General features: G+C 55.5%; 25 protein-coding genes and 1 tRNA gene. 16 read left to right on the plus strand and 10 right to left on the minus strand.

All coding sequences use genetic code 11. The annotated features are described in order from the left end of the window. Positions 1-14 precede the first annotated feature (14 nt). The 6 genes from AAC637_RS11090 (at position 15) to AAC637_RS11115 (ending at position 4,647) form a co-directional block, all read left to right on the plus strand. Positions 15-170 carry a DUF2256 domain-containing protein gene (locus AAC637_RS11090; protein ID WP_340303610.1) on the plus strand — a complete coding sequence of 52 codons (156 nt, stop codon included), beginning with the start codon at positions 15-17 and terminating at the stop codon, positions 168-170. A gap of 127 nt (positions 171-297) precedes the next feature. Then, entirely contained in the window at positions 298-2,442 is a 2,145-nt protein-coding gene (locus AAC637_RS11095; RefSeq protein ID WP_340303611.1) for a malate synthase G, read from the plus strand. Between the two features lie 260 nt (positions 2,443-2,702). Next, a complete protein-coding gene (locus AAC637_RS11100) occupies positions 2,703-2,864 on the plus strand; it encodes a hypothetical protein (RefSeq protein ID WP_340255481.1) in 162 nt (53 codons plus the stop codon). Between the two features lie 63 nt (positions 2,865-2,927). Beyond that, entirely contained in the window at positions 2,928-3,347 is a 420-nt protein-coding gene (locus AAC637_RS11105; RefSeq protein WP_340242257.1) for a GlcG/HbpS family heme-binding protein, read from the plus strand. Beyond that, positions 3,344-3,748 (plus strand): RidA family protein, encoded by a 405-nt coding sequence (locus AAC637_RS11110; RefSeq protein ID WP_340301153.1) that lies wholly within the window; start codon positions 3,344-3,346, stop codon positions 3,746-3,748. Before AAC637_RS11105 ends, AAC637_RS11110 begins: the two co-directional genes overlap by 4 nt. 119 nt (positions 3,749-3,867) lie before the next feature. Continuing rightward, a complete protein-coding gene (locus AAC637_RS11115; RefSeq protein ID WP_340303612.1) occupies positions 3,868-4,647 on the plus strand; it encodes a gamma-glutamyl-gamma-aminobutyrate hydrolase family protein in 780 nt (259 codons plus the stop codon). Here the strand turns inward: AAC637_RS11115 and AAC637_RS11120 are convergent. Further along, positions 4,644-5,309: a pyrimidine 5'-nucleotidase gene (locus tag AAC637_RS11120; RefSeq protein WP_340303613.1), complete on the minus strand. Its 666-nt coding sequence runs from the start codon at positions 5,307-5,309 to the stop codon at positions 4,644-4,646. The genes AAC637_RS11115 and AAC637_RS11120 overlap by 4 nt on opposite strands. 92 nt (positions 5,310-5,401) lie before the next feature. Between AAC637_RS11120 and AAC637_RS11125 the strand changes: the two genes are divergently transcribed. Continuing rightward, positions 5,402-6,043 (plus strand): GntR family transcriptional regulator, encoded by a 642-nt coding sequence (locus AAC637_RS11125; RefSeq protein WP_317655191.1) that lies wholly within the window; start codon positions 5,402-5,404, stop codon positions 6,041-6,043. A gap of 227 nt (positions 6,044-6,270) precedes the next feature. Here the strand turns inward: AAC637_RS11125 and carA are convergent, their stop codons facing one another. Then, positions 6,271-7,410 (minus strand): glutamine-hydrolyzing carbamoyl-phosphate synthase small subunit, encoded by a 1,140-nt coding sequence (carA, locus tag AAC637_RS11130; protein WP_340303614.1) that lies wholly within the window; start codon positions 7,408-7,410, stop codon positions 6,271-6,273. A gap of 196 nt (positions 7,411-7,606) precedes the next feature. On the opposite strand from carA, the gene AAC637_RS11135 reads away from it, so the two are divergent. Then, complete coding sequence (locus tag AAC637_RS11135; protein ID WP_340301148.1) at positions 7,607-8,065, plus strand: GatB/YqeY domain-containing protein; 459 nt, start codon at positions 7,607-7,609, stop codon at positions 8,063-8,065. Between the two features lie 14 nt (positions 8,066-8,079). On the opposite strand, the gene AAC637_RS11140 is transcribed toward AAC637_RS11135, so the two are convergent. The 3 genes from AAC637_RS11140 to lipB all read right to left on the minus strand — a co-directional run bounded on the left by AAC637_RS11140 (position 8,080) and on the right by lipB (position 11,279). Then, entirely contained in the window at positions 8,080-8,625 is a 546-nt protein-coding gene (locus AAC637_RS11140; protein WP_340303615.1) for a DUF2244 domain-containing protein, read from the minus strand. Positions 8,626-8,657: 32 nt separating this feature from the next. Further along, positions 8,658-10,322 (minus strand): cytochrome c oxidase subunit I, encoded by a 1,665-nt coding sequence (gene ctaD, locus AAC637_RS11145; RefSeq protein ID WP_340303616.1) that lies wholly within the window; start codon positions 10,320-10,322, stop codon positions 8,658-8,660. A gap of 204 nt (positions 10,323-10,526) precedes the next feature. After that, a complete protein-coding gene (lipB, locus tag AAC637_RS11150; RefSeq protein ID WP_340303617.1) occupies positions 10,527-11,279 on the minus strand; it encodes a lipoyl(octanoyl) transferase LipB in 753 nt (250 codons plus the stop codon). Positions 11,280-11,423: 144 nt separating this feature from the next. Here lipB and AAC637_RS11155 point away from each other — a divergent pair. Continuing rightward, a tRNA-Leu gene (locus AAC637_RS11155) sits at positions 11,424-11,510 on the plus strand. Between the two features lie 366 nt (positions 11,511-11,876). Here AAC637_RS11155 and AAC637_RS11160 read toward each other — a convergent pair. From AAC637_RS11160 to AAC637_RS11175, 4 genes are all read right to left on the minus strand, one after another. Next, positions 11,877-13,115, minus strand: coding sequence for an aspartate kinase (locus AAC637_RS11160; protein WP_340303618.1), 1,239 nt, complete (start codon positions 13,113-13,115; stop codon positions 11,877-11,879). A 68-nt stretch (positions 13,116-13,183) separates the two neighbouring features. Next, on the minus strand, positions 13,184-14,992 hold the full coding sequence (gene glmS, locus AAC637_RS11165; protein WP_340303619.1) for a glutamine--fructose-6-phosphate transaminase (isomerizing): 1,809 nt from the start codon (positions 14,990-14,992) through the stop codon (positions 13,184-13,186). Between the two features lie 5 nt (positions 14,993-14,997). Further along, the gene (gene glmU / locus AAC637_RS11170) at positions 14,998-16,350 is read right to left on the minus strand and encodes a bifunctional UDP-N-acetylglucosamine diphosphorylase/glucosamine-1-phosphate N-acetyltransferase GlmU (RefSeq protein WP_340303620.1); all 1,353 of its coding nucleotides are present in this window, start codon (positions 16,348-16,350) and stop codon (positions 14,998-15,000) included. A 39-nt stretch (positions 16,351-16,389) separates the two neighbouring features. Then, complete coding sequence (locus tag AAC637_RS11175) at positions 16,390-16,536, minus strand: hypothetical protein (RefSeq protein ID WP_340303621.1); 147 nt, start codon at positions 16,534-16,536, stop codon at positions 16,390-16,392. Between AAC637_RS11175 and AAC637_RS11180 the strand changes: the two genes are divergently transcribed. The 5 genes from AAC637_RS11180 to AAC637_RS11200 all read left to right on the plus strand — a co-directional run bounded on the left by AAC637_RS11180 (position 16,525) and on the right by AAC637_RS11200 (position 21,426). Next, entirely contained in the window at positions 16,525-17,253 is a 729-nt protein-coding gene (locus tag AAC637_RS11180) for an HAD hydrolase-like protein (protein ID WP_340303622.1), read from the plus strand. The genes AAC637_RS11175 and AAC637_RS11180 overlap by 12 nt on opposite strands. 41 nt (positions 17,254-17,294) lie before the next feature. Continuing rightward, entirely contained in the window at positions 17,295-18,494 is a 1,200-nt protein-coding gene (locus tag AAC637_RS11185; RefSeq protein ID WP_340303623.1) for a DegT/DnrJ/EryC1/StrS family aminotransferase, read from the plus strand. 198 nt (positions 18,495-18,692) lie between these two features. After that, positions 18,693-19,007 carry a DUF3572 family protein gene (locus tag AAC637_RS11190; protein ID WP_340303624.1) on the plus strand — a complete coding sequence of 105 codons (315 nt, stop codon included), beginning with the start codon at positions 18,693-18,695 and terminating at the stop codon, positions 19,005-19,007. Positions 19,008-19,038: 31 nt separating this feature from the next. Next, entirely contained in the window at positions 19,039-19,740 is a 702-nt protein-coding gene (locus tag AAC637_RS11195) for an HAD family hydrolase (RefSeq protein ID WP_340303625.1), read from the plus strand. Between the two features lie 123 nt (positions 19,741-19,863). After that, positions 19,864-21,426, plus strand: coding sequence for a trimethylamine methyltransferase family protein (locus tag AAC637_RS11200; RefSeq protein ID WP_340303626.1), 1,563 nt, complete (start codon positions 19,864-19,866; stop codon positions 21,424-21,426). Between the two features lie 205 nt (positions 21,427-21,631). On the opposite strand, the gene AAC637_RS11205 is transcribed toward AAC637_RS11200, so the two are convergent. After that, positions 21,632-21,994 carry an OB-fold nucleic acid binding domain-containing protein gene (locus AAC637_RS11205; RefSeq protein WP_340303627.1) on the minus strand — a complete coding sequence of 121 codons (363 nt, stop codon included), beginning with the start codon at positions 21,992-21,994 and terminating at the stop codon, positions 21,632-21,634. Positions 21,995-22,141: 147 nt separating this feature from the next. On the opposite strand from AAC637_RS11205, the gene AAC637_RS11210 reads away from it, so the two are divergent. Next, entirely contained in the window at positions 22,142-22,465 is a 324-nt protein-coding gene (locus tag AAC637_RS11210; protein WP_340255532.1) for a 2Fe-2S iron-sulfur cluster-binding protein, read from the plus strand. A 149-nt stretch (positions 22,466-22,614) separates the two neighbouring features. Then, positions 22,615-24,393: an aspartate--tRNA ligase gene (gene aspS, locus AAC637_RS11215; RefSeq protein WP_340303682.1), complete on the plus strand. Its 1,779-nt coding sequence runs from the start codon at positions 22,615-22,617 to the stop codon at positions 24,391-24,393. Positions 24,394-24,414 lie beyond the last annotated feature (21 nt).

Genomic DNA, 24,414 nt, shown 5'->3' on the forward strand with positions numbered 1-24,414 from the left:
GCTAAATTTCAGCTATGCCCAAAATGAAACGCAAATCAGACCTGCCTCAAAAAACCTGTGCCACCTGTGGTCGTCCCTTCGTGTGGCGGCGCAAATGGGCCAAGGATTGGGAGGAGGTGCGCTATTGCTCGGACAAATGCCGCGCGGCGCGCAAGTCGGCCAAAGCGTAATTTACCTTTCCTTGATAATTGGTCTGTTTATTTTACCAGATCGCTTGCCTCTCGTCTGATTTTTGGCTAACGCGAGGGAAGGGACGCGGGCTGCTTTTGTGCAGCATGAAGAGAGGAGACCTCGCAAATGACCAAACGTGTAGAGCGTGCAGGCCTGCAAGTGGCGCAGGTTTTGGCGGATTTCATCGAGACTCGGGCCTTGGTTGGCACTGGCGTGGCCGCTGATGCATTTTGGACGGGGTTTTCTGATCTTTTGCATGGCAAAGTCGATAAAAACCGCGCCCTTTTGCAAAAGCGTGAAGATTTTCAGCGTCAGATTGATGATTGGCATATTGCGCGCCGTGGTCAGCCCCATGATGGCGATGCCTATCAGGCCTTTTTGCGTGAGATCGGGTATCTCTTGCCTGAGGGGGAACATTTCCAGATCGACACGGATCGCGTTGACCCTGAGATCGCCACAGTGGCAGGCCCACAATTGGTTGTGCCCATCACCAATGCGCGATTTGCCTTGAACGCGGCCAATGCGCGTTGGGGCAGTTTCTATGATGCGCTTTATGGCACGGATGCTATGGGCAGCCTGCCCCCCAAAGGTGGCTATGATCGCGGTCGTGGATCGCGCGTTGTGGCGCGCGCGCGGGTCTTCCTTGATGACAGCTTCCCCATTGAGGGGGCAAGCCATGCCGATATCCGCCGCTATAGCGTGGATAAGGGGCAGTTGATGATGGATGACAAGCCCCTCGCAGATCCTGCGCAGTTCAAGGGCTATACGGGCAATGCAAAGGCGCCTGATGCCATCCTTCTGTGCAACAATGGCCTGCATGTTGAATTGGTCTTTGACCGCGCCCATCCGATTGGCAGCCGTGATCAAGCCTTGCTTGCGGATATCCGTTTGGAATCTGCGGTTTCGGCTATCATGGATTGCGAAGATTCCGTGGCCTGTGTCGATGCCGAGGACAAGGTTTTGGCCTATTCCAATTGGCTTGGTTTGATGCAGGGCGATTTGGTGGAAAGCTTTAAGAAGGGTGGGCGAACCATGACCCGCCGCTTGGCCGCTGATAAAACCTATACCGCGCCCGATGGCAGCACGTTTGACGTGAAAGGCCGCGCTTTGATGCTGGTGCGCAACGTGGGTCATTTGATGACCAACCCTGCGATTTTGCTCAAAGATGGCAGCGACGCTTACGAGGGCATGATGGATGCGATGATCACCGCATTGATCGCTATGCATGACCTGAAGAAAGCGGATGGTCTGCGCAACAGTCATGCAGGGTCGGTCTATGTGGTGAAGCCCAAGATGCACGGGCCTGAGGAAGTTGCCTTTGCGGACGAGATCTTCACCCATGTTGAGGGCGTTTTGGGTCTGAAACCAAATACGGTCAAACTGGGTGTCATGGATGAAGAGCGCCGTACCTCGGTTAACCTCAAGGAATGTATCCGCGCAGCCAAGCATCGCTTGTGCTTTATCAACACAGGCTTCCTTGATCGCACGGGTGATGAAATTCACACCTCCATGGAGGCAGGGCCATTCAGCCGCAAGGATTTCATCAAGCGCAAATCGTGGATCACCGCCTATGAAAACCAGAATGTGGATATTGGTTTGGAATGCGGGTTGCGCGGTCGCGCGCAGATCGGCAAGGGAATGTGGGCTATGCCCGATGCCATGGCCGCGATGCTAGAGCAAAAGATCGAGCATCCGCGCGCGGGCGCAAATTGCGCTTGGGTTCCAAGCCCGACTGCCGCGACCCTGCACGCCACCCATTATCACCGCGTGAATGTGGCTGCGGTGCAGGAGAAACTGGCCGCAGGTGGTCGCCGTGCCTATGTGACGGGTCTGTTGGATATTCCAATGGCCAGCTATCGCCGTTGGTCGCAAGACCAGATCACCCGTGAATTGGACAATAACGCCCAAGGGATTTTGGGCTATGTTGTGCGTTGGGTGGATCAGGGTGTTGGCTGCTCGAAAGTGCCAGACATTAACAATGTGGGCCTGATGGAAGACCGCGCCACCTGCCGCATTAGCGCGCAGCATATCGCGAATTGGCTGCATCATGGTGTCGTCAGCGAGGATCAGGTCATGGCCGCCATGCGCCGTATGGCCGAGGTGGTTGATCGCCAAAATGCAGGCGACCCTGCCTATAGCCCAATGGCGCCCGGGTTTAACGGCATCGCCTTTGCGGCGGCTTGTGATCTGGTATTCAAGGGCCGTGTGCAACCCTCTGGCTATACTGAGCCAGTCTTACACGCCCGCCGCCTTGAATGGAAAGCGGCCTAACGCGACCCGATTTTATCGGTTTATCTCTGCCTCCCGTGCCTGTCGGATCGCTGGCACGGGGGTTATTTTATCGTGGAACCCGCGCGAAAAAGGGGGGGCTTGCCTGCCACAAGACGGGTGTCTTTACTTTCGATAGACCGCCGCGCGTCTTTTGAGGGGTCGTGATACCTCTGCGCGGCAGACCTAACCCTCCGCCCATCTGCACAAAGCCCGAAAATGTCGTTGTCACTGTCAAACACTGTGTTTGAAGAGTGCAAGTCATGGATCGTCTTGCCTTTCAGCTAGAGGGGCTATCGGTGATGGAGGCGTTGAGCCTCTCGTGCGAAGAAACGGATTTGATTTTGAACTACGGCCTAGGCTCGGTCGTTTTATCAGGTCAGGCTGAGGCAGAGCTGACAGAAGACCATTTCCTCTTTGTTTGAACGTGCTATCTGAAGAGGCGGGGGCTATGGCCCCAAGATCAAGACAAGAGGGACAAGACCAAGATGATCACACTCGATCAGGCACGCACAATCATTTCTGCAACCCGCGCCAAAGGCGGCGAGATGGGGCTAAAGCCCCTTTCGGTCGTTGTTCTCGATGCAGGCGGCAATATTCAAGCCTTTGAGCGCGAGGATGGCGCAAGCCCAGGTCGGTTTGAGATTGCGCGCGCCAAGGCCTATGGCGCGGTTATGTTGGGCATGGGCGGCAAGGCGCAAATGGCGCGGGCCGAGGCGCAGGCCTATTTCGTCAATGCGGTCAACGGGGCCTTTGGGGGCCGTGTCGTGCCTGTGCCCGGTGGTGTTCTGGTCAAGCGGGATGGCGTTGTGATCGGCGCAGTTGGGGTCACGGGTGACACATCCGATAATGACAGCGATGCAGCTGTGGCGGGTATTGCCGCAGCAGGGCTTGACGCAGAACCATGAGCGCGGATGCCCCATCAGGGCGGCGCCTGATTTCCTCAGGCTCGCCCTTTGAAGCCGAGATCGGATATAGTCGGGCAGTTGTGCAAGGTGATTGGATTTTCGTGTCGGGAACCACGGGATTTGATTACAGCACCATGCAAATTGATGCCGATATCGCGGCCCAAGCCGAGCAATGCTTTGCCAATATTGACACCGCCCTGCGGGCAGGCGGTGCGTCAATCTCCGATGTGGTGCGGGTGCATTACATCGTGAACGATGCCGCCCTTTGGCCCGCGTGCTGGCCTGTCACGCAAAAATGGCTTGGCGCAGTGCGCCCTGCGGCCACAATGTTTGTGGCAGGCCTGCAAGACCCACGCATGAAGATTGAGATCGAGGTGACAGCCTATCTTGGCTCAAAATGAGGATAAATTTATCGAAAGCCGCCCCGCTAAATTCTTGCGGTGAGTTGGGCGAAGGCCTATAGATTTGAGGAACAGATTTTTCCTAACGGCGTCCCCAAAAGCCTGAAGGAGAGGATATCATGGCCCGCCCGGTCATTGGAATTATTGGAAATTTTCATCTGATCAATGATCAATACCCCGCGCATACAGTGGGGACTATGGACTGTTGTGCTGTATCGGATGTCGCCAAATGCACGCCCTTGGCCATTCCTGCCAATCCAAATTTCGTCAATTACGAAGACCTGCTTGAGATTTGTGATGGGTTTTTGTTCACGGGCGGTCGCCCGAATGTTCATCCCGAGGAATATGGCGAGGAAGAAACAGAGGCGCATGGCGCCTTTGATCGCAACCGTGATGCTGTGACATTGCCCCTGATCCGCGCGGCGGTCGAGCGGGGCTTGCCTATCCTTGGTGTTTGCCGTGGGTTCCAAGAGGTGAACGTGGCCATGGGGGGCAGTCTTTACCCCGAAATCCGCGATTTACCCGGACGGATGAACCACCGCATGCCGCCCGATGGCACCTTGGAGGAAAAATTCGCACCGCGCCATGTCGTGCGCTTCACGCAAGGAGGGCCGTTTCAGCGGCTCTATAACAGCGCCGAGGTGACCACCAACAGCTTGCATGGTCAGGGGTTAAAGACCTTAGGCCGTGATGTGGTGGTTGATGGATGGGCCCCTGATGACACGCCTGAGGCCATCTACATCAAAGGCGCGCGGGGGTTTACCCTCTCGGTGCAATGGCATCCTGAATATCGCGCCGCAGAAGACCCTGTCTCGCGCCTATTATACGAGGCTTTTGGTTGCGCGGCCCATGCATGGCAGGCCGATGGCAAGCCCATGCCAGTCGCGGATGTGGCTTAATCGAGATCACCCAATATATGGCCTAAAAACCATGGTAGATCGTGGGTCTGGTGATGGATGTGGGCACTTGGGCCCTCATGGCTACCCTCTTCGTCAATCAAGATCGTCCGCAGGCCCAATTCATGCGGCACGGCCAGATTGCGCGGGTCATCCTCGAACATCGCGGCGCGCGTTGGGCTGAGCCCGTCTTTGCCAAATATCATTGCAAAGGCATCAGGGTCTGGTTTTGGGCGATAATTGGCGTCCTCGACCCCGTAAATCGCGTCGAATAGGCCCGACAAACCCCGATGGTGCAAAACATTACGGGCATAATCAGCGGTGCCATTGGTGTAGACGATACGCCGCCCCCTCAGGCGCGTGATACGGTCTGCCAAAATCGGATCTGGTTTGAGGATGCTAAAATCTATCTCATGCACCTCGTCCAAATACGGATAGGGCGGGATATTATGCTGTGCCATCAGCCCCGCCAGGGTTGTGCCATGGGCGCGCCAATAGGTGTGGCGGATACGATCCGCCTCCTGCGCATCGACATTCAAGGCGCGCATGACAAACGCGGACATGCGGATATTGATCTGATCAAACAGTGCCATTGAGGCGGGATAAAGCGTGTGATCGAGATCGAACACCCATGTGTCGACATGTTGGAAATCTGCGTGTTTCATGGCCGCTACACTAGCCTTAGGTGCTTTTGCTTGCCAAGGGGGGCGGGGCTGCTTAGCTTTGGCAGCGTTAAGAATTGGAAAGACCCCACGCGATGCACAGCAAGCCACAGCAAAAAGACGCCTATGATATGATTTTGGATGCGATAGATGGCGGCATCTATCGCCCTGGATCGCGTTTGGTGGAATCGGAATTGGCCGAGCGGTTCGGTGTCAGCCGCACACCCGTGCGCGAGGCGTTGCAGCGGTTGGAAACCCAAAGCCTGCTCACCCGCGATGGGCGCAGTCTGATTGTGGCCTCATTGGATCATGCACAGATGGCCGAACTTTATGCCGTGCGCACCGAGTTAGAGGCCTTGGCCGCCCGTTTGGCCGCGCAACATGCCGCAACCGAGGAGGTGCGCGTCTTGCGCGAAATGGCACAGGCGGATCGCAAATTATTGAATGATCCGCAGGCGCTGAGCCGTGCAAACCGCCGCTTTCATAAGCAAATCCATCTTGCCAGCCATAATCGTTATTTGGTGCAGCAATTGGATCTTGTTCATCGCTCAATGGCGTTGATGGCCACCACATCCTTGGCCGCAAAAGGGCGGGGCGAAAAAGCCTTGGACGAGCATGATGATATCGTCAACGCCATTGCCGCGCGTGATGGGGATGCAGCGGCCGATGCATTGCGGCGACATCTTTCCATTGCCTTTGAGGTGCGCCTCAAGGAGGAGGCGGGCGCGGTCAGCTAGGTTTGCGTGTCACCACCGTGCCACCAAAAACCCCATGCTTTGTTTTAGCCCAATGAAACGGGGGCCCGCACCCCTGATGGCCGACTTGAAATCTTCGCGTTTCAAGCCCCGTTAGGGAAGCGCTGCGATGGTTAACAAAATCCTAATCGCGGATAATTTTTTACGAAAATTCAAAGATTTCCGCGTTATACAGCCTTGGGTTTAGGGGGCTTTTACCCCCTTCAACTTTAGCGTGTTGCCATGGCGGCTGCGAAGCGCTCGAACAGGTAATAGCTGTCTTGTGGGCCGGGGCTGGCTTCGGGGTGGTGCTGAACGGAAAAGATCGGGCGATCCTTGACGCGGATGCCGCAATTTGACCCATCAAACAAGCTGACATGAGTTTCCAAAACATCATAAGGCAGGGTTTGGCTGTCGACAGTGAACCCGTGGTTCATCGAGGTGATTTCGACTTTGCCCGTTTCCAAATCTTTGACAGGGTGGTTTGCGCCATGATGCCCGTGGTTCATTTTCACGGTTTTCGCCCCAAGCGCCAAAGCCAGCATTTGGTGGCCAAGGCAAATCCCAAAAACGGGCAGGTCTTTTTCCAAAATCGCACGGATCATCGGCACGGCATATTCCCCCGTTGCGGCAGGGTCGCCTGGCCCGTTCGACAGAAATACACCATCGGGGTTTTGCGCAAGGATTTCTTCGGCGGTGGTGCTGGCGGGCATCACGGTGACATCACATCCGGCACTTGCGAGACAGCGCAGGATATTGCGCTTGGCACCGTAATCAATCGCCACCACTTTGGGGCCAGTGCCCGTGCGCTTGCTATAGCCCTCAGGCCATGACCAACGCATCTCGTCCCAACGATAGGATTGCGCGCAAGTCACCTCACGGGCGAGGTCGAGCCCCTCCAGACCCTGCCATGCGCGCGCCTCCTTCAGCATCGCCTCAATGTCGAAATTACCCTCAGGATCATGCGACAAGCAGACATGTGGCGCGCCTTGTTGGCGGATCGCGCGGGTGAGGCGGCGGGTGTCAACATCGCCCATTCCGATGCGGCCCCGTGCGGACAGCCATGTGGTCAGGTTCTGCTCCATCCGCCAATTGGAGGGCTCTGTTGGATCCCGTTTCACAATCATCCCTGCCGCAACTGGATCGGCGGTCTCGTCATCCTCGGCGGTGATGCCTGTGTTGCCAATATGCGGGAAGGTGAAGGTTACGACCTGCCCAGCATAGGAGGGGTCGGTCATAATCTCTTGATAGCCCGTCATCGCGGTGTTGAAGCACAGCTCGGCAACGGTCTGGCCTGTGGCGCCAAAACCCTTGCCGTAGAACACGGTTCCATCAGCCAAAACAAGACATGCAGTGGGGCGTTCAGTCATGGCGCTGCTCCGATTACGGCGATGTTGAAATTCGCGGCAACCTAAGTGTCCAAGCGTGCAGGGTCAAGCACCTTGCGACACCAAGTTGCAACCACCAATCTGCCCCCTATTTCAAAGGTTGTTGCGCGGCAAAAAATGCCTTAAACGGGCGGTCTGGTGCGGGTCAGATGGCCCGTTGCAATCTGGGGATAAGACCATGAGTTTGCGAGAGCGTATCACCAACGGCCTAAAAGACGCGATGCGCGAAAAGGATGCTGCGCGTTTATCAACCCTGCGTTTGATCAATGCGGCGATCAAGGATCAGGACATTGCCGCGCGCGGCGCAGGCAAGACCGAGGGTGTCGATGAAGGTGAGATTCTCGCCATCCTTGCCAAAATGGTGAAACAACGGATCGACAGCGCCAATGTCTATGAAGAGGGCGGGCGCCTTGAATTGGCCGAAAAAGAGCTTGCAGAGATCAAAGTGATCGAAGGGTTCTTGCCGCGCCAACTGTCCGAGGCGGAAATCGCCGCAGCGATTGATGCCGCGATTGACCAGACAGGGGCGAGCAGTATTCGCGATATGGGCCGTGTGATGGGGGCGCTGAAAGCGGCCTATGCAGGGCAGATGGATTTCGGTGCTGCAGGGGCGCTGATCAAGGAGCGGTTGGCCTAAACCGCCCCTGACCCTTAGGCCTTTGCCTGTGCCAAGGCCTCTTCCAATGCGAATTTCAGCTTGACCCTTTCGCTGGGCGTCAGAAACGCGCCAAGCTCGATTTCGCGTGTTGCCTTATCGCCGCGCAAGGTCAGGTAATTGGGCACAGGCCCGCCCGTTTTATGCAAGGTCAGCCGCACCCAATAGGGGTTTGCTTCCCAGATTTTCGTTTCTTTGCGGGGCTCTTTGCGTTCAACCCTTATGTGATCGGGCCACAATGTCAGGGTTTCTGCGATTTCCTTATCGCGCCATGAGCGTTTCAGCGCGGCCCAAATGGCCCAAATCGCCGCCAATAGAAAGGGCAGCAGCGCCCAGAACACCGCCGTGCCTAGAATGCCGAAAAGCGGCAGGGCAATTAACGCGGCGGTCGCACCGACAAACCAAACGAACCCTTCAGGTGTCAGCGATTTATGCGGCGTAATCTGCATCAGCATGTGAGGTGTGCCGCGATCAGGATGAGAAAAGGCCCCGAATTTCTCCGGGGCCTTTTCTATTTGCGGCGTCTCGATATGAAACGGCATATTCTCTCTCAACAGTTCAAAAAGCGGCCAGATTAGTGGCTTGGCTGTTTGTCCCACATTTCGCGTGTGGGCAGTTCCTCGAACGTGTGCTCGGGTGGTGGGTTCGGTAATGTCCATTCCAAGGTATCGGCATGCTCGCCCCAGTAGGCAGGTTCGCTCAGTTTGCGGCCTGCAAGCAGCGTGTAGGCGACAATGCCAAGGAAGAAGAGGAAGGACGCGAATGCGATAAACGCACCGATCGAGCTGACGTAGTTCCACGTTGCAAATGCATCAGGATAATCGATGTAGCGGCGTGGCATGCCCTGACGACCCAAGAAGTGCTGTGGGAAGAAGGTCAGGTTTGCGCCGATGAAGAACAACCAGAAATGCAGCTTGCCCGCCCATTCAGGGTATTGGCGACCTGACATTTTGCCGATCCAGTAATAGATGCCTGCGAAGATACCGAATACGGCACCCAAGCTCATTACGTAGTGGAAGTGCGCTACTACATAGTAGGTGTCGTGATAGGCACGGTCAACGCCGGCTTGGCTAAGTACAATCCCAGTTACACCGCCAACGGTGAAGAGAAAGATGAAGCCAATCGCAAACAGCATTGGTGCTTCAAAGGTTATCGAACCTTGCCACATCGTTGCAATCCATGAGAAGATTTTGACGCCTGTTGGCACCGCAATTACCATGGTTGCGACCATGAAATAGGCCTGCTGGTTCAGCGTCATGCCCGTTGTATACATGTGGTGTGCCCACACTACAAAGCCCAAGCCGCCAATCGCGATCAACGCCCAAACCATCGGCAGATATCCAAAGACGGGCTTGCGCGAGAAGGTCGCGATCACATGGCTGACAATACCAAATGCGGGCAGGATCACGATGTAAACTTCGGGGTGGCCGAAGAACCAGAAGATGTGTTGGAACAACAGTGGATCACCGCCGCCTGCCACGTCAAAGAAAGTTGTGCCAAAATTACGGTCAGTGAGAAGCATGGTGATTGCACCCGCCAAAACGGGTAGCGACAAAAGCAGCAACCAAGCTGTCACGAAGATCGACCATGCAAACAAAGGCACTTTGAACAGGCTCATGCCAGGTGCACGCATGTTGAGGAAGGTCGTGATGATATTAATCGAGCCCAAGATGGAGCTTGCACCAGACACATGAACCGCGAAAATCGCGAAGTCTACAGCGCGACTAGTAGGGGCGTCTTGCCATGATATGGGCGGATAAAAGGTCCAACCCGGTCCGGCACCACCATCTACAAATACGGAGCAAAAGGCCAAACATGTGCCTGCAACATACAGCCAGTAGGACAAGTTGTTAAGGCGAGGGAAGGCCATATCAGGCGCGCCGATCATCAGCGGCATGAAGAAGTTACCAAAACCACCGAACAGGGCAGGAATGACAACAAAGAACATCATCAATACGCCATGGCCCGTGATCAACACGTTCCACAAATGCCCATCAGGGGTACATTCGCCCGCAGCAGCTTGGCTCAAGACGCGTGCGCCTTCGGCACACATGTATTGAACGCCAGGCTCCATCAACTCGAGGCGCATGTAAACGGTGAAAGCAACCGATACGAGACCCACCAAACCTGCAGTGATGAGGTAGAGAATCCCGATATCTTTATGGTTTGTGGACATGAACCAGCGGGTAAAGAAGCCCGGCCGTTCGTGATCATGTCCAGAAATGGCTGCATCGGCCATGTCTGTCTCCTGTTCATAATTATGAGGGGCAGGGGTCTGGCCACCCGTCCCTTTGACGTTCCACTGACCCCCGTTCTAGTGCGCCTCGCGCGTGCGATCAATTGCGATCACGCCTTTTAGGTGGGAAAAATTGCCTCATGCCAGATCAGCAAGTTTCGCGCCGAAATCTTACGAAAATGGAAAAGGGGGCGGTTGCAATGATCTTTAGGGGTTAGCTGGGTCAGCCAGATCCGCGTCCTGCGTTGGCCCAAAGCGCCGTTCAAATTCTTGGCGCAAAGCGACATCAAGGTCATCTAGGCTCACGGGTAGGCCTAAATCCACAAGGCTTGTCACGCCGTGATCACGGATCCCGCAAGGCACGATTCCCTCAAAATGGCTCAGTTCAGGATCGTGATTGATCGAGATGCCATGAAAGGACACCCATTTGCGCAAGCGAATCCCGATGGCTGCAATCTTGTCCTCACGCGGGCTGCCATCGGGCAGGGCGGCTTTGTCGGGCCGCGCAATCCAGACTCCAACGCGCCCCTCTCGAATTTCCCCGCGCAAGTTAAAGCTTGCAAGCGTGTCAATCACCCAATTTTCCAGATCTTCGACAAAACGGCGAACATCACGACCGCGTTTGTTGAGATCTAGCATGACGTATATAACCCGCTGACCTGGGCCGTGGTAGGTATATTGCCCCCCGCGGCGCGCCTCGTAGACAGGAAAGCGATCAGGGTCAGTTAAATCGTCGGGCTTGGCCGAAGTGCCTGCGGTGTAAATCGGTGGATGCTCCAGCAGCCAAATCGCTTCGGCTGCATCCCCTGAAAAAATTTTTGCGATGCGAGCCTCCATAACGCGAAGTGCATCCTCATAATCGGTCAGCTTCTCTGATATTATCCAATCAACCAATTTAAGGCTCTTTAACTTAATAATTTCTTTGCAATGATGTATGCGGGAGACGAGAGGCACGATCATCCCCTTTCAGTCATACCCTTGCTTTAATAGCAGGTAGGCGATTCATACTAAACAGAAAAATCAGCTTGGCCAAAATCCACAATTTTAACCCTTGAGCACGGCGCCTGCTTGGTCTAGACAGCGCCATATTCAGCGTCAGACAGTGCGGTCGTGGCGGAATTGGTAGACGCGCAGCGTTGAGGTCGCTGTGGGGTAACTCCCGTGGAAGTTCGAGTCTTCTCGACCGCACCATTCCCTTCAGAAGTTACCTAAAGATCGCGCCGCAATCATTTGATAAAATTTATAATTTTAAAAATGCATGCTTAAATTTTGTCGGGATTTTAATTGATACAAAGATTAAACGGCTTCTCCGTATGTATAAGTGTGGGGCCTTTTTTGCTACTTCCGTCGAGTTCAGCAACGCCTGCTTAAACAAAAATCGTGCGGCTGCATTGTTTAGCCTCATTCTATAAAAACTAGTCGTTCGTGCCCAGCGAATTTGCGTGTACGTAATAGCAGTAAGAAACGCCTCTGTGGCGGGGCTGGTACAAAGTCAACAAACCAAGGCCGCCAAAAGACGGGCCCGAGCAAACAGCGTAAAATCAGCCTAAGGTGAAATCAGGCTGTGCGATCTAGATCGAAGGCGTCATGCAGGGCCTGCACAGCCAATTCCAGATATTTGCGATCCACTAGAACCGAAACTTTGATTTCGGATGTGGTGATGACTTTGATATTGATGCCTTCATCGCGCAAAGTTGCAAACATCTTCGCGGCCACGCCTGCATGGCTGCGCATCCCGATCCCTACGATTGACACTTTGCAAACATCGCTGTCGATCAGCAATTCGGAAAAGCCGATTTCATTGCGGGCTTTCGCCTCTTCAAGGGCCTTTTCAGCGCGTTTGACCTGATCAATCGGCAGCGAGAAGGTCATATCAGTTTTGCCTTCTTCCGAGATATTTTGCACGATCATGTCGACATTGACCGCGGCCTCGGCGAGGGGGCCGAAAATAGCGGCTGCAATGCCCGGGCGATCTTCGACCTCGGTCAGGGTCATTTTTGCTTCATCGCGCGAATAGGCCACGCCCGCCACAGCTTTGCTTTCCACGATTTCCTCCTCGTCACAGACCAATGTGCCCGCGCTGTCATCCATTTCTTCAAAACTCGACAAAACCCGTAAGCGCACCTTGTAGCGCATCGCCAGTTCAACCGAGCGCGTTTGCAGAACCTTCGCACCGAGGCTTGCAAGCTCAAGCATCTCTTCAAACGAGATTTTCTCAAGTTTGCGAGCCTTGTTGGTGATGCGCGGGTCGGTCGTGTAGACCCCGTCAACATCTGTGTAGATATCGCAGCGCTCGGCATCGAAAGCGGCGGCAAAGGCCACGGCAGTCGTGTCTGACCCGCCACGGCCCAATGTGGTGATACGCCCTTCAGTGCTGATGCCTTGGAACCCCGCAACCACGGCAACCTTCATCCCTTCGCCAAATTTGGCCATGATGTTATCGGTTGGGATTTCTTCAATCCGCGCGCTTGCATGGGCAGAGGTGGTTTTGACGGGCACCTGCCATCCTTGCCATGACCGCGCGGGGATATCCATTTCTTGCAAGGTCAGCGCCATCAGGCCGGCTGTAACATTCTCGCCCGAGGAGACGACCGCATCATATTCGCGCGCGTCATAGAGCGGCGAGGTTTCGCCTACATATCCCACAAGTTTGTTGGTTTCGCCCGACATGGCCGAGACAATCACGATCACATCATACCCATTGGCCACCTCGCGCCCCACCCGTTTTGCGGCGCGGCGGATGCGATCAAGAGTGGCCACTGATGTGCCCCCGAATTTCATGACCAAAAGCGGCATAGCACTTCCCACTTATAAAGTTGCGCCGAGGCTTTACGCGCCAACGCAGGCGGGCGCAAGTGGAAGCGCTACTCCACCGTGACCGATTTTGCCAAATTGCGGGGTTGGTCCACATCGGTGCCTTTGGCAATCGCGCTGTGATAGGCCAAAAGCTGCGCGGGTAAGGCATAGAGGATGGGCGCGCTCAGCGACGTGGTTGAGGGCAGGGCCAATGTGACAACGGTGCCTTCAGCGGCGGCTTTGCGCCCCATCTCATCGGTGACCAGTGTCACTTGGCCGTGGCGCGCCATAACCTCCTGCATGTTTGAGATGGTTTTATCAAACAGCGAATCATGCGGCGCGAATACCACCACAGGAAGGTTACGATCAATCAGGGCGATCGGGCCATGTTTTAGCTCACCTGACGCATAAGCTTCGGCGTGTATATAACTGATTTCTTTTAATTTTAATGCCGCCTCTAGGGCTGTGGCATACATCACGCCACGGCCCAGAAACAGCGCGGATTTTGCATCACTCAAGCCTTCGGCCAGATCGGCAATTTCGCCCTCCATCGTCAGAACTTGTCGCATTTGATCGGGCAATTTTTCCAAGCTTTGGATGTGATCCCGCACCTCACGGGCGGACAGGGCGCCGCGCTGCGTCGCGGCCTGCACCGCCATCAGCGCAAGGATGGTCAATTGGTTCACATAGGCCTTGGTCGAGGCCACCGAGACCTCAACCCCTGCTAGAATGGCCAAGGCCAGATCGCTTTCGCGGGCGATGGACGATGTGCCAACATTGACAAGGCTTGCCACCATGGCAGCGCGTCCGCGCATATATCGTAGGGCCGCCAATGTGTCGGCCGTCTCGCCAGATTGACTGACGAAAAGCGCAAGGGTGCGGGGCGCCACGGGCGGTTCACGATAACGGAATTCCGATGCGATATCGACATCGCAAGGCATGCCTGCCACCTGTTCGAACCAGTATTTGGCAGTCAGGCAGGAATAATAGCCTGTCCCGCAGGCCACCATCACAACGCGGTCGAATTGGGCGAAATCCAAGGCTTCGGGGAAGGCGGGCGCACCTCTGGGGGCATAGCGCCCCAGGGCCTCGCCCACGGTTCGGGGCTGTTCATGGATTTCTTTTTCCATGAAATGCTTATAACCCGCCTTGTCGATTACGGCGGCCCCTTGTTCAATGCGGGTTTTGGCGCGGCTGACAGCGTGGCCCGCCTCATCAAAAATCTTGATGCTGCTGCGGGTCAGGATGGCGCAATCGCCCTCCTCAAGATAGGTGATTTCATGGGTGAGGGGGCCAAGCGCGATTGCATCCGAACCGACATAGGTTTCACCATCGCCATGACCAATGGCCAAGGGCGACCCTTTGCGCGCGGCGATCATCAGATCATCTTCGCCCTCAAAGAGGAAACAAAGCGCAAACGCGCCTTCAAGCCGTGACAAGGTTTTTCGTGCGGCCTCAGCGGGGCTTAGACCTTGGGCAAGGTAATGCGCGCAAAGCTGAGAGACGGTTTCCGTATCGGTTTCGCTTTCAAAATTGCGGTCTTTTAATTCAGCGCGTAATTCGCGGAAATTCTCGATAATGCCATTATGCACCACCGCAACCTGCCCCGATTTATGCGGATGCGCATTGGTTACAGTGGGCGCGCCATGCGTGGCCCAACGGGTGTGCCCGATACCAGACTTGCCTGCCAAAGGGTGATGCACCAATTCATCCGACAGGTTCACAAGCTTACCCACCGCGCGGCGGCGATCAAGCGCACCATTTTGCACAGTCGCAATGCCTGCGCTGTCATAGCCGCGATATTCCAGACGTTTAAGCGCCTCAACCAATGTGGGCGCAACCTCGTGGCTGCCCAAAATGCCAACGATCCCGCACATAGCCCTTACCCCTTTTTGGTCTTTTCTTTCAGTGCCAGCAGCCGCGCACGCAGGCGTGTGGCAAGCCCCGCTTTGTTTTCTTGCCGTCCACGCGCCACCGCCAAAGCTCCCTCTGGCACGTTTTCGGTGATCACCGAACCTGATGCGGTCAGTGCATCCGCACCAATGGTAACAGGGGCCACAAGCATCGTGTTTGACCCAATAAAGGCCCGCGCGCCCACTTCGGTGTGATGTTTGAACACGCCATCATAATTGCAGGTGATGGTTCCTGCGCCGATATTGGCCCCTTCGCCGATGGTCGCATCCCCGATATAGGACAGGTGGTTGACCTTAGCCCCTTCTTGGATTTGCGCTGATTTTACCTCAACGAAATTGCCGATCCGCGCGCCATTGTCGATTTCAGCACCAGGGCGCAGGCGGGCATAAGGCCCCACAACCGCCCCTTGCGAGACATGCGCGCCCTCAAGATGGCTGAAGGCGCGGATATGCGCGCCCGATTCAACAGTCACATTGGGGCCGAAGACCACATATGGCTCGATCACCGCATCGCGGCCAATATAGGTGTCATGGGCAAAACAGACTGTCTCAGGCGCGTGCATGGTGACGCCCAAGTCTAGCATCTCGGCGCGGCGGGTGGCTTGAAAAATCCCTTCGGCGCGCGCCAGTTCCGCACGGCTATTGATCCCCAAGGTTTCCGCTTCTGTGCACGTCACATAGCCTGCTTTCAGGCCCGCCTTATGCGCCAAAGCAGGCACATCTGTCAGGTAATACTCGCCCGCTGCATTCGCGTTATCGACCTGTTCCAAAAGGTCGAATAATTGCGCGGCATCTGCGGCCATGAGGCCAGAATTACACAAGGTTATAGCAAGCTCGTCTGGGGTCGCATCCTTGGCCTCGACAATTTTATGCAAGGCCGTGCCCTTGGTCACCAAGCGGCCATAGCGCGCAGGGGTGTCTGCCTCAAATCCCAAAACGACCACATCATGATCAGCGCGGGCCGCGATCAATTTGGTCAGGCTGTCCTCGCTGACAAAAGGCGTATCGCCGAACAACACCACCGCATCGCCCGCGAAATCCGCCAAAGCGGCGCGGGCCTGCGCCACGGCATGACCTGTACCCAATTGTTCATTTTGGCGAATGCAGATCACAGGGTGGTCGGCCAAGGCCGCCTCAACTTGATCCGCGCCATGACCTGTGATCACCACAACCCGCGCAGGCTCAAGGCTGAGGCCGCTGGCAAGGCTGTGTTCAATCATCGGAACGCCGCCCAAAGGATGCAGCACCTTGGGCAGGTCGGAATTCATCCGCGTCCCTTGGCCTGCGGCCAGAATGATCAGGGCAACGGGGCGTTTGCTCATGAGGGTGCCTTTTGGGATTTATGCCTGTTTGGTGTTCTCTTAACCTTCTTCACTTGATCTGCAAAGCCCGCAGGTGGTCACTTCCTCTTTCGATTTGTTACGATGTGCCATCGGCCCTTGGCGAAAATCCGCCTTTAGGTCATAAGCGGGGCAAATCTCAGGCAAGAGGACGGAATGGGCGCGCATATTATCGTTTTCGATTTGGATGGCACTTTGGCCGATACCAGCGCCGATCTTCTTGCTGCGGCCAATCAAGCGGTGGCAGAGGCGGGATGGCCCCCGATGTTGTCTCATCCAAAAGACGCGCTTTGTGCCTTTCGGGGCGGGCGGGCGATGTTGAAGCTTTCCTATGCGCGGCTTGCGGCGCAGGGTAGGTCTGACCTGCCACAGGAGGAGGCCTTCATCGAGGCGGGCTATCCCCGTCTGCTTGCGGCCTATGGGGCCGCGATTGACACGCATACAAGGCTCTATGAGGGCGCAGTTCAGGCGGTGCAGGCGTTGCGTGTCGCAGGCTATGCAACGGCGATTTGCACCAATAAGCCCGAGGCGCTGGCCGTGGATTTGGTCGCAAAATTGGGTGTTTCTGATCTTTTTGATGCTTTGGTCGGGGCCGATACATTGCCCACACGAAAGCCAGATGTGGCCCCCTATCATGAAACGCTGCGCCGTGCGGCCAAGCGGCGCTTTGGCGTGGATTTGGGGGCGGATGTGCGCGATTTTCCGCAATCCTGTTTGATCGGGGATACAGTCACTGACCGCGAAACGGCGCGCGCGGCAGGGGTGCCTTCTATTCTCGTGGGCTTCGGGCCAGAGGGGGGCGATATTGCACGGCTCAGCCCTGAGGCGATTTTGGATCATTACAGCGATCTGCCTGCGCTGATTGAGCGGGTCTTATCGGCGTGAATTCAATTGACCTGCCGCGCGAGAACCCTAACCTGTGCGCTATGAGCGACAAACCCATTTTCACCCGGTCTTTCACCCAACAAGAGCCAATCCCAGAGGCGGCGATTGAGGCGGCCAATCGGGTTTTGCGAACGGGCAGGTTGCACCGCTATAACACCGCCCCTGATGAGATTGCCGAAACCGCCCTTTTGGAGGAGGAATTCGCGGCGATGACAGGGGCGAAATATGCGCTTGCCGTGGCATCGGGTGGCTATGCAATGGGGGCGGCCTTGCGTGCAATTGGCGTGGGGCAGGGGGATTTGGTTCTCTCAAACGGATTTACGCTTGCGCCTGTGCCCGGTGCCATCGCCTCGGTGGGCGCTGTGCCTGTCTTTGTCGAGGTGACCGAAAACTTAACAATTGATCTTGAGGATTTGAACACCAAAGCCCAAGCCAGCGGTGCGCGCGTGTTGCTGTTGTCCCACATGCGCGGGCATATCTGCGATATGGGCCGCCTGATGGAAATATGCGATGCGGCGGGCATCACTGTGATTGAGGATTGCGCCCACACAATGGGGGGGAAATGGGATGGTCTGGCCTCAGGGCGGCATGGCAAAATCGCCTGCTATTCCACCCAGACCTATAAACACATCAACTCAGGCGAAGGTGGTTTCCTCACCAGTGATGATGCCGATGTGATGGCGCGGGCCATTCTGCTGTCGGGCAGTTATATGCTTTATTCGCGCCACCGCGCCGCCCCTCCGCCCGAGGCTTTTGCCCAAGCGCGTTTTGAGACGCCCAATGTTTCGGGGCGGATGGATAATTTACGCGCCGCCATCCTGCGCCCGCAATTGGCCGATCTGCCGCGTCAGGTGGCACGTTGGCGCAAGCTTTACGAGCGGATGGAGGCGGGGCTTGCCAATCTGCCCCATCTGCGCTTGAGCAAGCGCGATCCGCGCGAGGATTATGTCGGATCATCCTTTCAATTCCTTTTGCCTGATTGGTCGCCCGACAAAATCACTGCATTTGTCCAAACGGCTGCGCGGCGGGGTGTTGAGCTCAAATGGTTTGGCGCTGCAGAGCCAGTCGCTTTTACCTCGCGCTATGACAGTTGGCGCTATGCGCCTGCGCAAACCTTGGCAAAAACAGATCACATTTTGGCAGGGTTGATTGATTTGAGGCTACCTTTGACCTTTACGCCTGAAGATGTGGATCTCCTCGCAGAGATTTTGCGCGATGAAATAATAGCACATTTCGACTGATGCCTCAGGGGGAGGTGGTATGACTTGTGCCATTTCGACCATCGTGTAAGATCAAAGTATCATCGCGCTTTTAACCTCTATCTTTGTGGAGTTGCTGACAGTCTTCGTGCTCATCCCCTAAAATGTGGCATACGGTATTGCCTTAAGCTCTGCATGGCCGAATTGACATCTGAAGTCATACAAGAGGAATGGCTAACAATGTCTCTAGATACGCCCGGAATGCTTGGAATGAAGAAAGAAATCGCACAGGAAAAGGCGATTGCAGCCTTTGTGTGGCTTTCGTCTGATGACGCGCTCACGGGGCAGTTCTTGGGCGCATCTGGCCTGTCGCTCGAAGATATGCGCAGCGTTGTCGCGAAAGGCGATCATGCATTTTTATCAGCCGTGGTGGAATTTATCTCGCAAAACGATGCTTGGGTGGTTGATGCGGCGGGGGCGATTGGCCTCCGTCCAGATGAATTTGTCACCCTAAGGCAGGTCATGCTCGGGCGCTCCGCCACCCACTGGACATAAATTCATCGTCGTCCTTGAGGGTTATAAAAATATGCAACAAAATTACTTTAAATTGCTAATTTTTGACAAAGACGGAACACTCTTTGACTTTTCTAGATCTTGGAACAATTGGGCGAAATCGGCTCTATTGGCGTTAGCGGACGACGATGAAACATTATTTCGCACCCTCGCTGATCGCTTGTCCTTTGATCCCGATCGGGGCGTTTTTTTGCCCGATAGTATCGCTATTGCGGGCACGCTTGATGAGACTGCTCACCACCTGGCCCCGCTTTTCGGAGCCGATTTTACCCCGCAGCAGATCGCAGCACTGCTGAATCAGCTTGCACAATCTGCTGTCATGGTCGAGGCGGCCCCGTTGGCGTCGCTGCTTACGGGTTTGCAGAAGGCGGGCTATCTTTTGGCCGTGGCGACCAACGGGCAAAAGGGCGAGGCCGAGGCACATCTGGCAACCCATGAAATCCGCCCCTATTTCCACGAAGTCATCGGGTGCGACAGTGGGCATGGTGCGAAACCTAACCCTGCCATGTGCGCCCATATCGCACAGGTCTGCGGTGTTGCGCCTGCGCGCGCTGTGATGGTGGGCGATAGCCTGCATGATTTACGGGCGGGCCGCGCCGCTGGCATGGCGACAGTGGGCGTTCTCACGGGCCTTGCCGATCATGGCACGCTCGTGCCGCATGCTGACGCCGTGTTGCCAGACATTGGCCATCTTCCTGCTTGGCTGGGGCATTGAAGCTGCGTTTGTCTATTCGCGTCAAAATGGCGGGGTGTTTGGTCGGAATTCGTCGGGTTTTTCCCGCCCTCGCGCGGGCAGTCTAAAGGGGCTTTGATCTTCCTTTTTGTAGGACCTGATCCTATGACCGAAACCACAGTTGATCCAAAACGCCGCCGTTCCGGGGGCGCGCGCGCCAAGCATCAAGGTGTCAGCCAACATGCGATTGCGCAAATGCCGTGGCGTATTCCGCAAAACATAGATCAACCAACCGAACCCTTGCCGGCTGAGGGTGTCTTGGCCATCCACAACAACGCTCTGCGGATTCTGTCTGAGCTCGGGCTTGAGATGCTGCACCCTGAGGCGCGACAAATATTGGTGCAGGCGGGCTGTCGCCAAGAGGGCGAGACGATCTTTTTTGATCCTAATTTTGTGATCGAGATGGTAGCGCATGCGCCTCAAAGCTTTACAGTGACGCCGCGAAACCCTGCGCGTCAGCTGACCATTGGCGACGGGAATATTCTATTTGGCAATGTGTCCTCCCCCCCCAATGCATGGGATATGGCACGCGGCAAACGGGCCGGCGATTTTGCGGCCTTTCGCGAATTCATTAAATTGACGCAATATTTTAACTGTATCCACTTTGCAGGCGGCTACCCCGTTGAGCCGATAGATATTCATCCCTCAATCCGCCATTTGGATTGCTTGCATGAAAAGCTCATCGCGACTGACAAGGTGGTGCATACCTACTGCCTTGGCAAAGAGCGGGTCGAAGACGCTATGGAGATGGTGCGGATCGCCGCAGGTCTAAGCCATGAGGAATTCGAGGCGACACCGCGGTTTTACACCAATATCAACTCGGTCAGCCCGCTGAAACATGACTATCCAATGTTGGACGGGGCGATGCGTATGGCGCGGCGCGGGCAGCCTGTGGTGGTTACACCCTTCACCTTGGCGGGGGCGATGGCGCCTGTGACCCTTGCGGGGGCTGTGTCCTTGTCCATCGCCGAGGCTTTGGGGGCGATTGCCTTGTTGCAATATATCGCGCCGCACGCGCCTGTGGTGATTGGCACGTTCACCTCAAATGTCGATATGAAATCAGGTGCGCCTGCCTTTGGTACACCTGAATATATTCGTGCCACCCAGATGACAGGGCAGATGGCTCGCTTTTATGGGCTGCCTCTGCGCTCCAGCGGGGTTTGCGCCGCCAATGTGCCCGATGGGCAGGCACAAGCCGAAACTCTACAAAGCCTTTGGGCGGCGGTGCAATCTGGCACAAATATGGTCTATCATGCCGCGGGTTGGCTGGAAGGTGGGCTGATTGCAAGCCCCGAGAAATTCGTGATGGATTGCGAATTGCTGCAACAATTCCAACGCTATTTTGACCCCGTTTTGACCCAGACCAGTGATGACGAACTTGCCTTTGATGCGATGCGAGCTGTTGGGGCTGGTGGCCACTATTTTGGCACTGCACATACCCAAGCCCGCTATAGCACTGCCTTTTATCAGCCGTTTCATTCTGATTGGCGCAATTTTGAGGCTTGGGAAAAAGATGGGGCCGTTTGGAGCGCCGAGCGCGCGCATGGGATTTACAAGGCAATCTTGGCCGAAGCAAAAGATCCGCCGATTGATCCTGCAATTCGCGAGGAATTGGACACGTTTGTCGCCAAGCGCAAGGAGGAGGGCGGCGCGCCAACCGATTTCTAGCGCGGGTACCCGTTTGGCCTGATCTGCGTGTTCCTTTTGCAATATGTGGTGCATTTTGAACACGAGGTGTCGGCTCAATCTGGAAAGGTTTGCTCATGGCACAGCCCGAGAATCCAAATGTCACCCAACCATGCCGCAAGGTCATTCTTATTTCTCCGCAATATAGGCAAACCGCTTTGAATGGCTTCGCGCAAGCTTAGGCGCTCTAGGTGGCGGTGTGATGCAAAACAATCTCGTCCAGTAGTGGCGATATATCTTCGATCTGCTCAGCTATGATATGGGTGATGCCCGCTTGCCGTTGCAGCCGCCCCGTCACGCGCATTAAGCGCGCTGCGATGACAGCACGACGAAACTGCTTATATATTTTCTGCCAAATGATCAAATTGCAGGTGCCAAACTCATCTTCCAAGGTGATGAAAATCACACCTTTGGCCGTGCCTGGTCTTTGGCGCAGCACCACCAAGCCCGCCACCGCAACCTGCGCCCCCTCAGGGGGCAGATGCAGCAAATGATGGGGCAGGCAATCGGGCGGTTTGGGCCAAAAGCGTGGGGCGAGATCGGGTTCCATGGCAGATATCCTATTTGAGAACAAAAATAGAACACTTACCTTGAGATGCAAGTGCGCCTGCATGACATAAATTTCGGGGCTAGAAAGTGGTATCAGGGAACGCTACCTAGGCAGGATCCGAGGTTAACAGTAAGAAAGTGCGCGTTTATGGCTAAGATCACCTATATCGAACATAACGGAACCGAGCACGTCGTTGATGTGCCAAACGGGCTGACCGTGATGGAAGGCGCGCGCGACAATGGCATTCCTGGCATTGAGGCTGATTGCGGCGGCGCCTGCGCCTGTTCAACATGCCATGTTTATGTGCATCCTGATTGGGCAGCAAAACTGCCAAGCATGGACGCGATGGAACAGGACATGCTGGAATTCGCCTATAAACCAGACGAGGGGCGTTCGCGCCTGACCTGCCAGCTGAAGGTAACAGATGCGCTTGATGGTCTGGTAGTGCAGATGCCAGAAAAACAAATTTGAGCCAACAGGCCTCAAAATGACGCCAAAGCCCGCGCAGTGTAGTCGCGGGCTTTTCGCTGCTTGGGGTTGACTTCGCGCCCCGCTCAATGTGTATCGGCGGCACAGAGATGACAGGCCAAAAACAAGGTCAAAAGATAGGATATTTCGTGATGCACGCTTTCCGCAGCCATACCTGCGCAGACCTGACTAAGGAAAATGTCGGTCAAACGATCCGCCTCTCGGGCTGGGTTCATCGGGTGCGCGATCATGGTGGGGTTTTGTTCATTGACCTGCGCGACCATTATGGGATGACACAAGTGCTCTGTGATCCCGACAGCCCTGTGTTTGCAGAGGTTGAAAAACTGCGTGCGGAATGGTGTATCCGCATTGATGGCGAGGTGAAGGCCCGTGATGCCAGCCTTGTGAACCCAAAAATTCCTACAGGCGAAATCGAAGTTTTTATTCGGGATCTCGAGGTTCTGGGTGCGGCGAATGAATTGCCCCTTACGGTCTTTGGCGATCAGGAATATCCTGAGGAAACCCGCCTGCGCTATCGCTATCTCGATTTGCGCCGCGAGGTGATGCAAAAGAATATGACCTTGCGTTCTGATGTTGTGGCCTCAATTCGCAAGCGGATGTGGGACAAAGGCTTTCGCGAATTCCAGACCCCAATTATCACGGCCTCTAGCCCTGAGGGCGCGCGCGATTTCCTTGTGCCTTCGCGTCTGCATCCTGGCAAGTTTTACGCGCTGCCACAGGCACCGCAGCAGTTTAAGCAGCTGTTGATGGTTTCGGGCTTTGATAAATATTTCCAAATCGCCCCTTGTTTCCGCGATGAAGACCCGCGCGCGGATCGCTCGCCGACTGATTTCTATCAGCTCGACATGGAAATGAGCTTTGTGATACAGCAAGATGTGTTTGATACGATCCAACCCGTGCTCAAAGGCCTGTTCGAGGAATTTGGTGGCGGCAAGAAGGTCGATCAAGACTGGCCGCTGATTTCCTATAAAGATGCCGCGCTGTGGTATGGCACCGATAAGCCAGACCTGCGCAACCCGATCAAAATGGAAGTTGTAAGCGAGCATTTCAAAGACTCGGGCTTTGCAATTTTCGCAAAAATCCTTGAGCAGGGTGGCACCGAAGTGCGCGCCATTCCTGCCCCCACAGGCGGCAGCCGCAAATTCTGTGACCGCATGAATTCATGGGCGCAAGGTCAAGGCCTGCCTGGAATGGGCTATATGTTCTGGCGCGAAGGCGAGGATGGCACGATGGAGGCCGCAGGCCCCTTGGCCAAAAACATTGGCCCTGAACGCACCGAAGCCATCCGCACGCAATTGGGTCTTAGTGTCGGTGATGCGGTGTTCTTTATGGCAGGCAAGCCCGCGGATTTCGAGGCCGTTGCAGGGCGCGCGCGCACCGAAGTGGGCCGCGAATTGGGGCTGATTGATGAGAACCGCTTCGCCTTTGCGTGGATCGTGGATTTCCCGATGTATGAAAAGGACGAGGAAACGGGCAAAATTGATTTCAGCCATAACCCGTTCTCGATGCCCCAAGGCGGGATTGACGCACTTGCGGGTGACCCGCTTGAGGTGTTGGGATATCAATATGACCTGGCCTGTAACGGCTATGAATTGGTGTCGGGTGCGATCCGAAACCACAAGCTTGAGATCATGTTCAAGGCGTTTGAACTTGCAGGTTATGGTGAGGACGAAGTCCGCCGCCGTTTTGGTGGTATGGTCAATGCGTTCCAATTCGGCGCGCCGCCTCATGGCGGCTGTGCGGCGGGGATTGACCGCATCGTGATGCTCTTGGCGGAAACGGCGAATATCCGCGAGGTGATCCTCTTCCCGATGAACCAACGCGCGGAAGATGTGATGATGAATGCACCCTCCGAGCCGATGCCAGATCAGCTGATGGAATTGGGTCTGCGGTTTTTGCCGCGCGACTGATTCCGTTTCACCCTTGCCAAT

It is taken from the genome of Roseobacter sp. HKCCD7870, assembly GCF_037830315.1.
Lineage (GTDB): Bacteria > Pseudomonadota > Alphaproteobacteria > Rhodobacterales > Rhodobacteraceae > M30B80.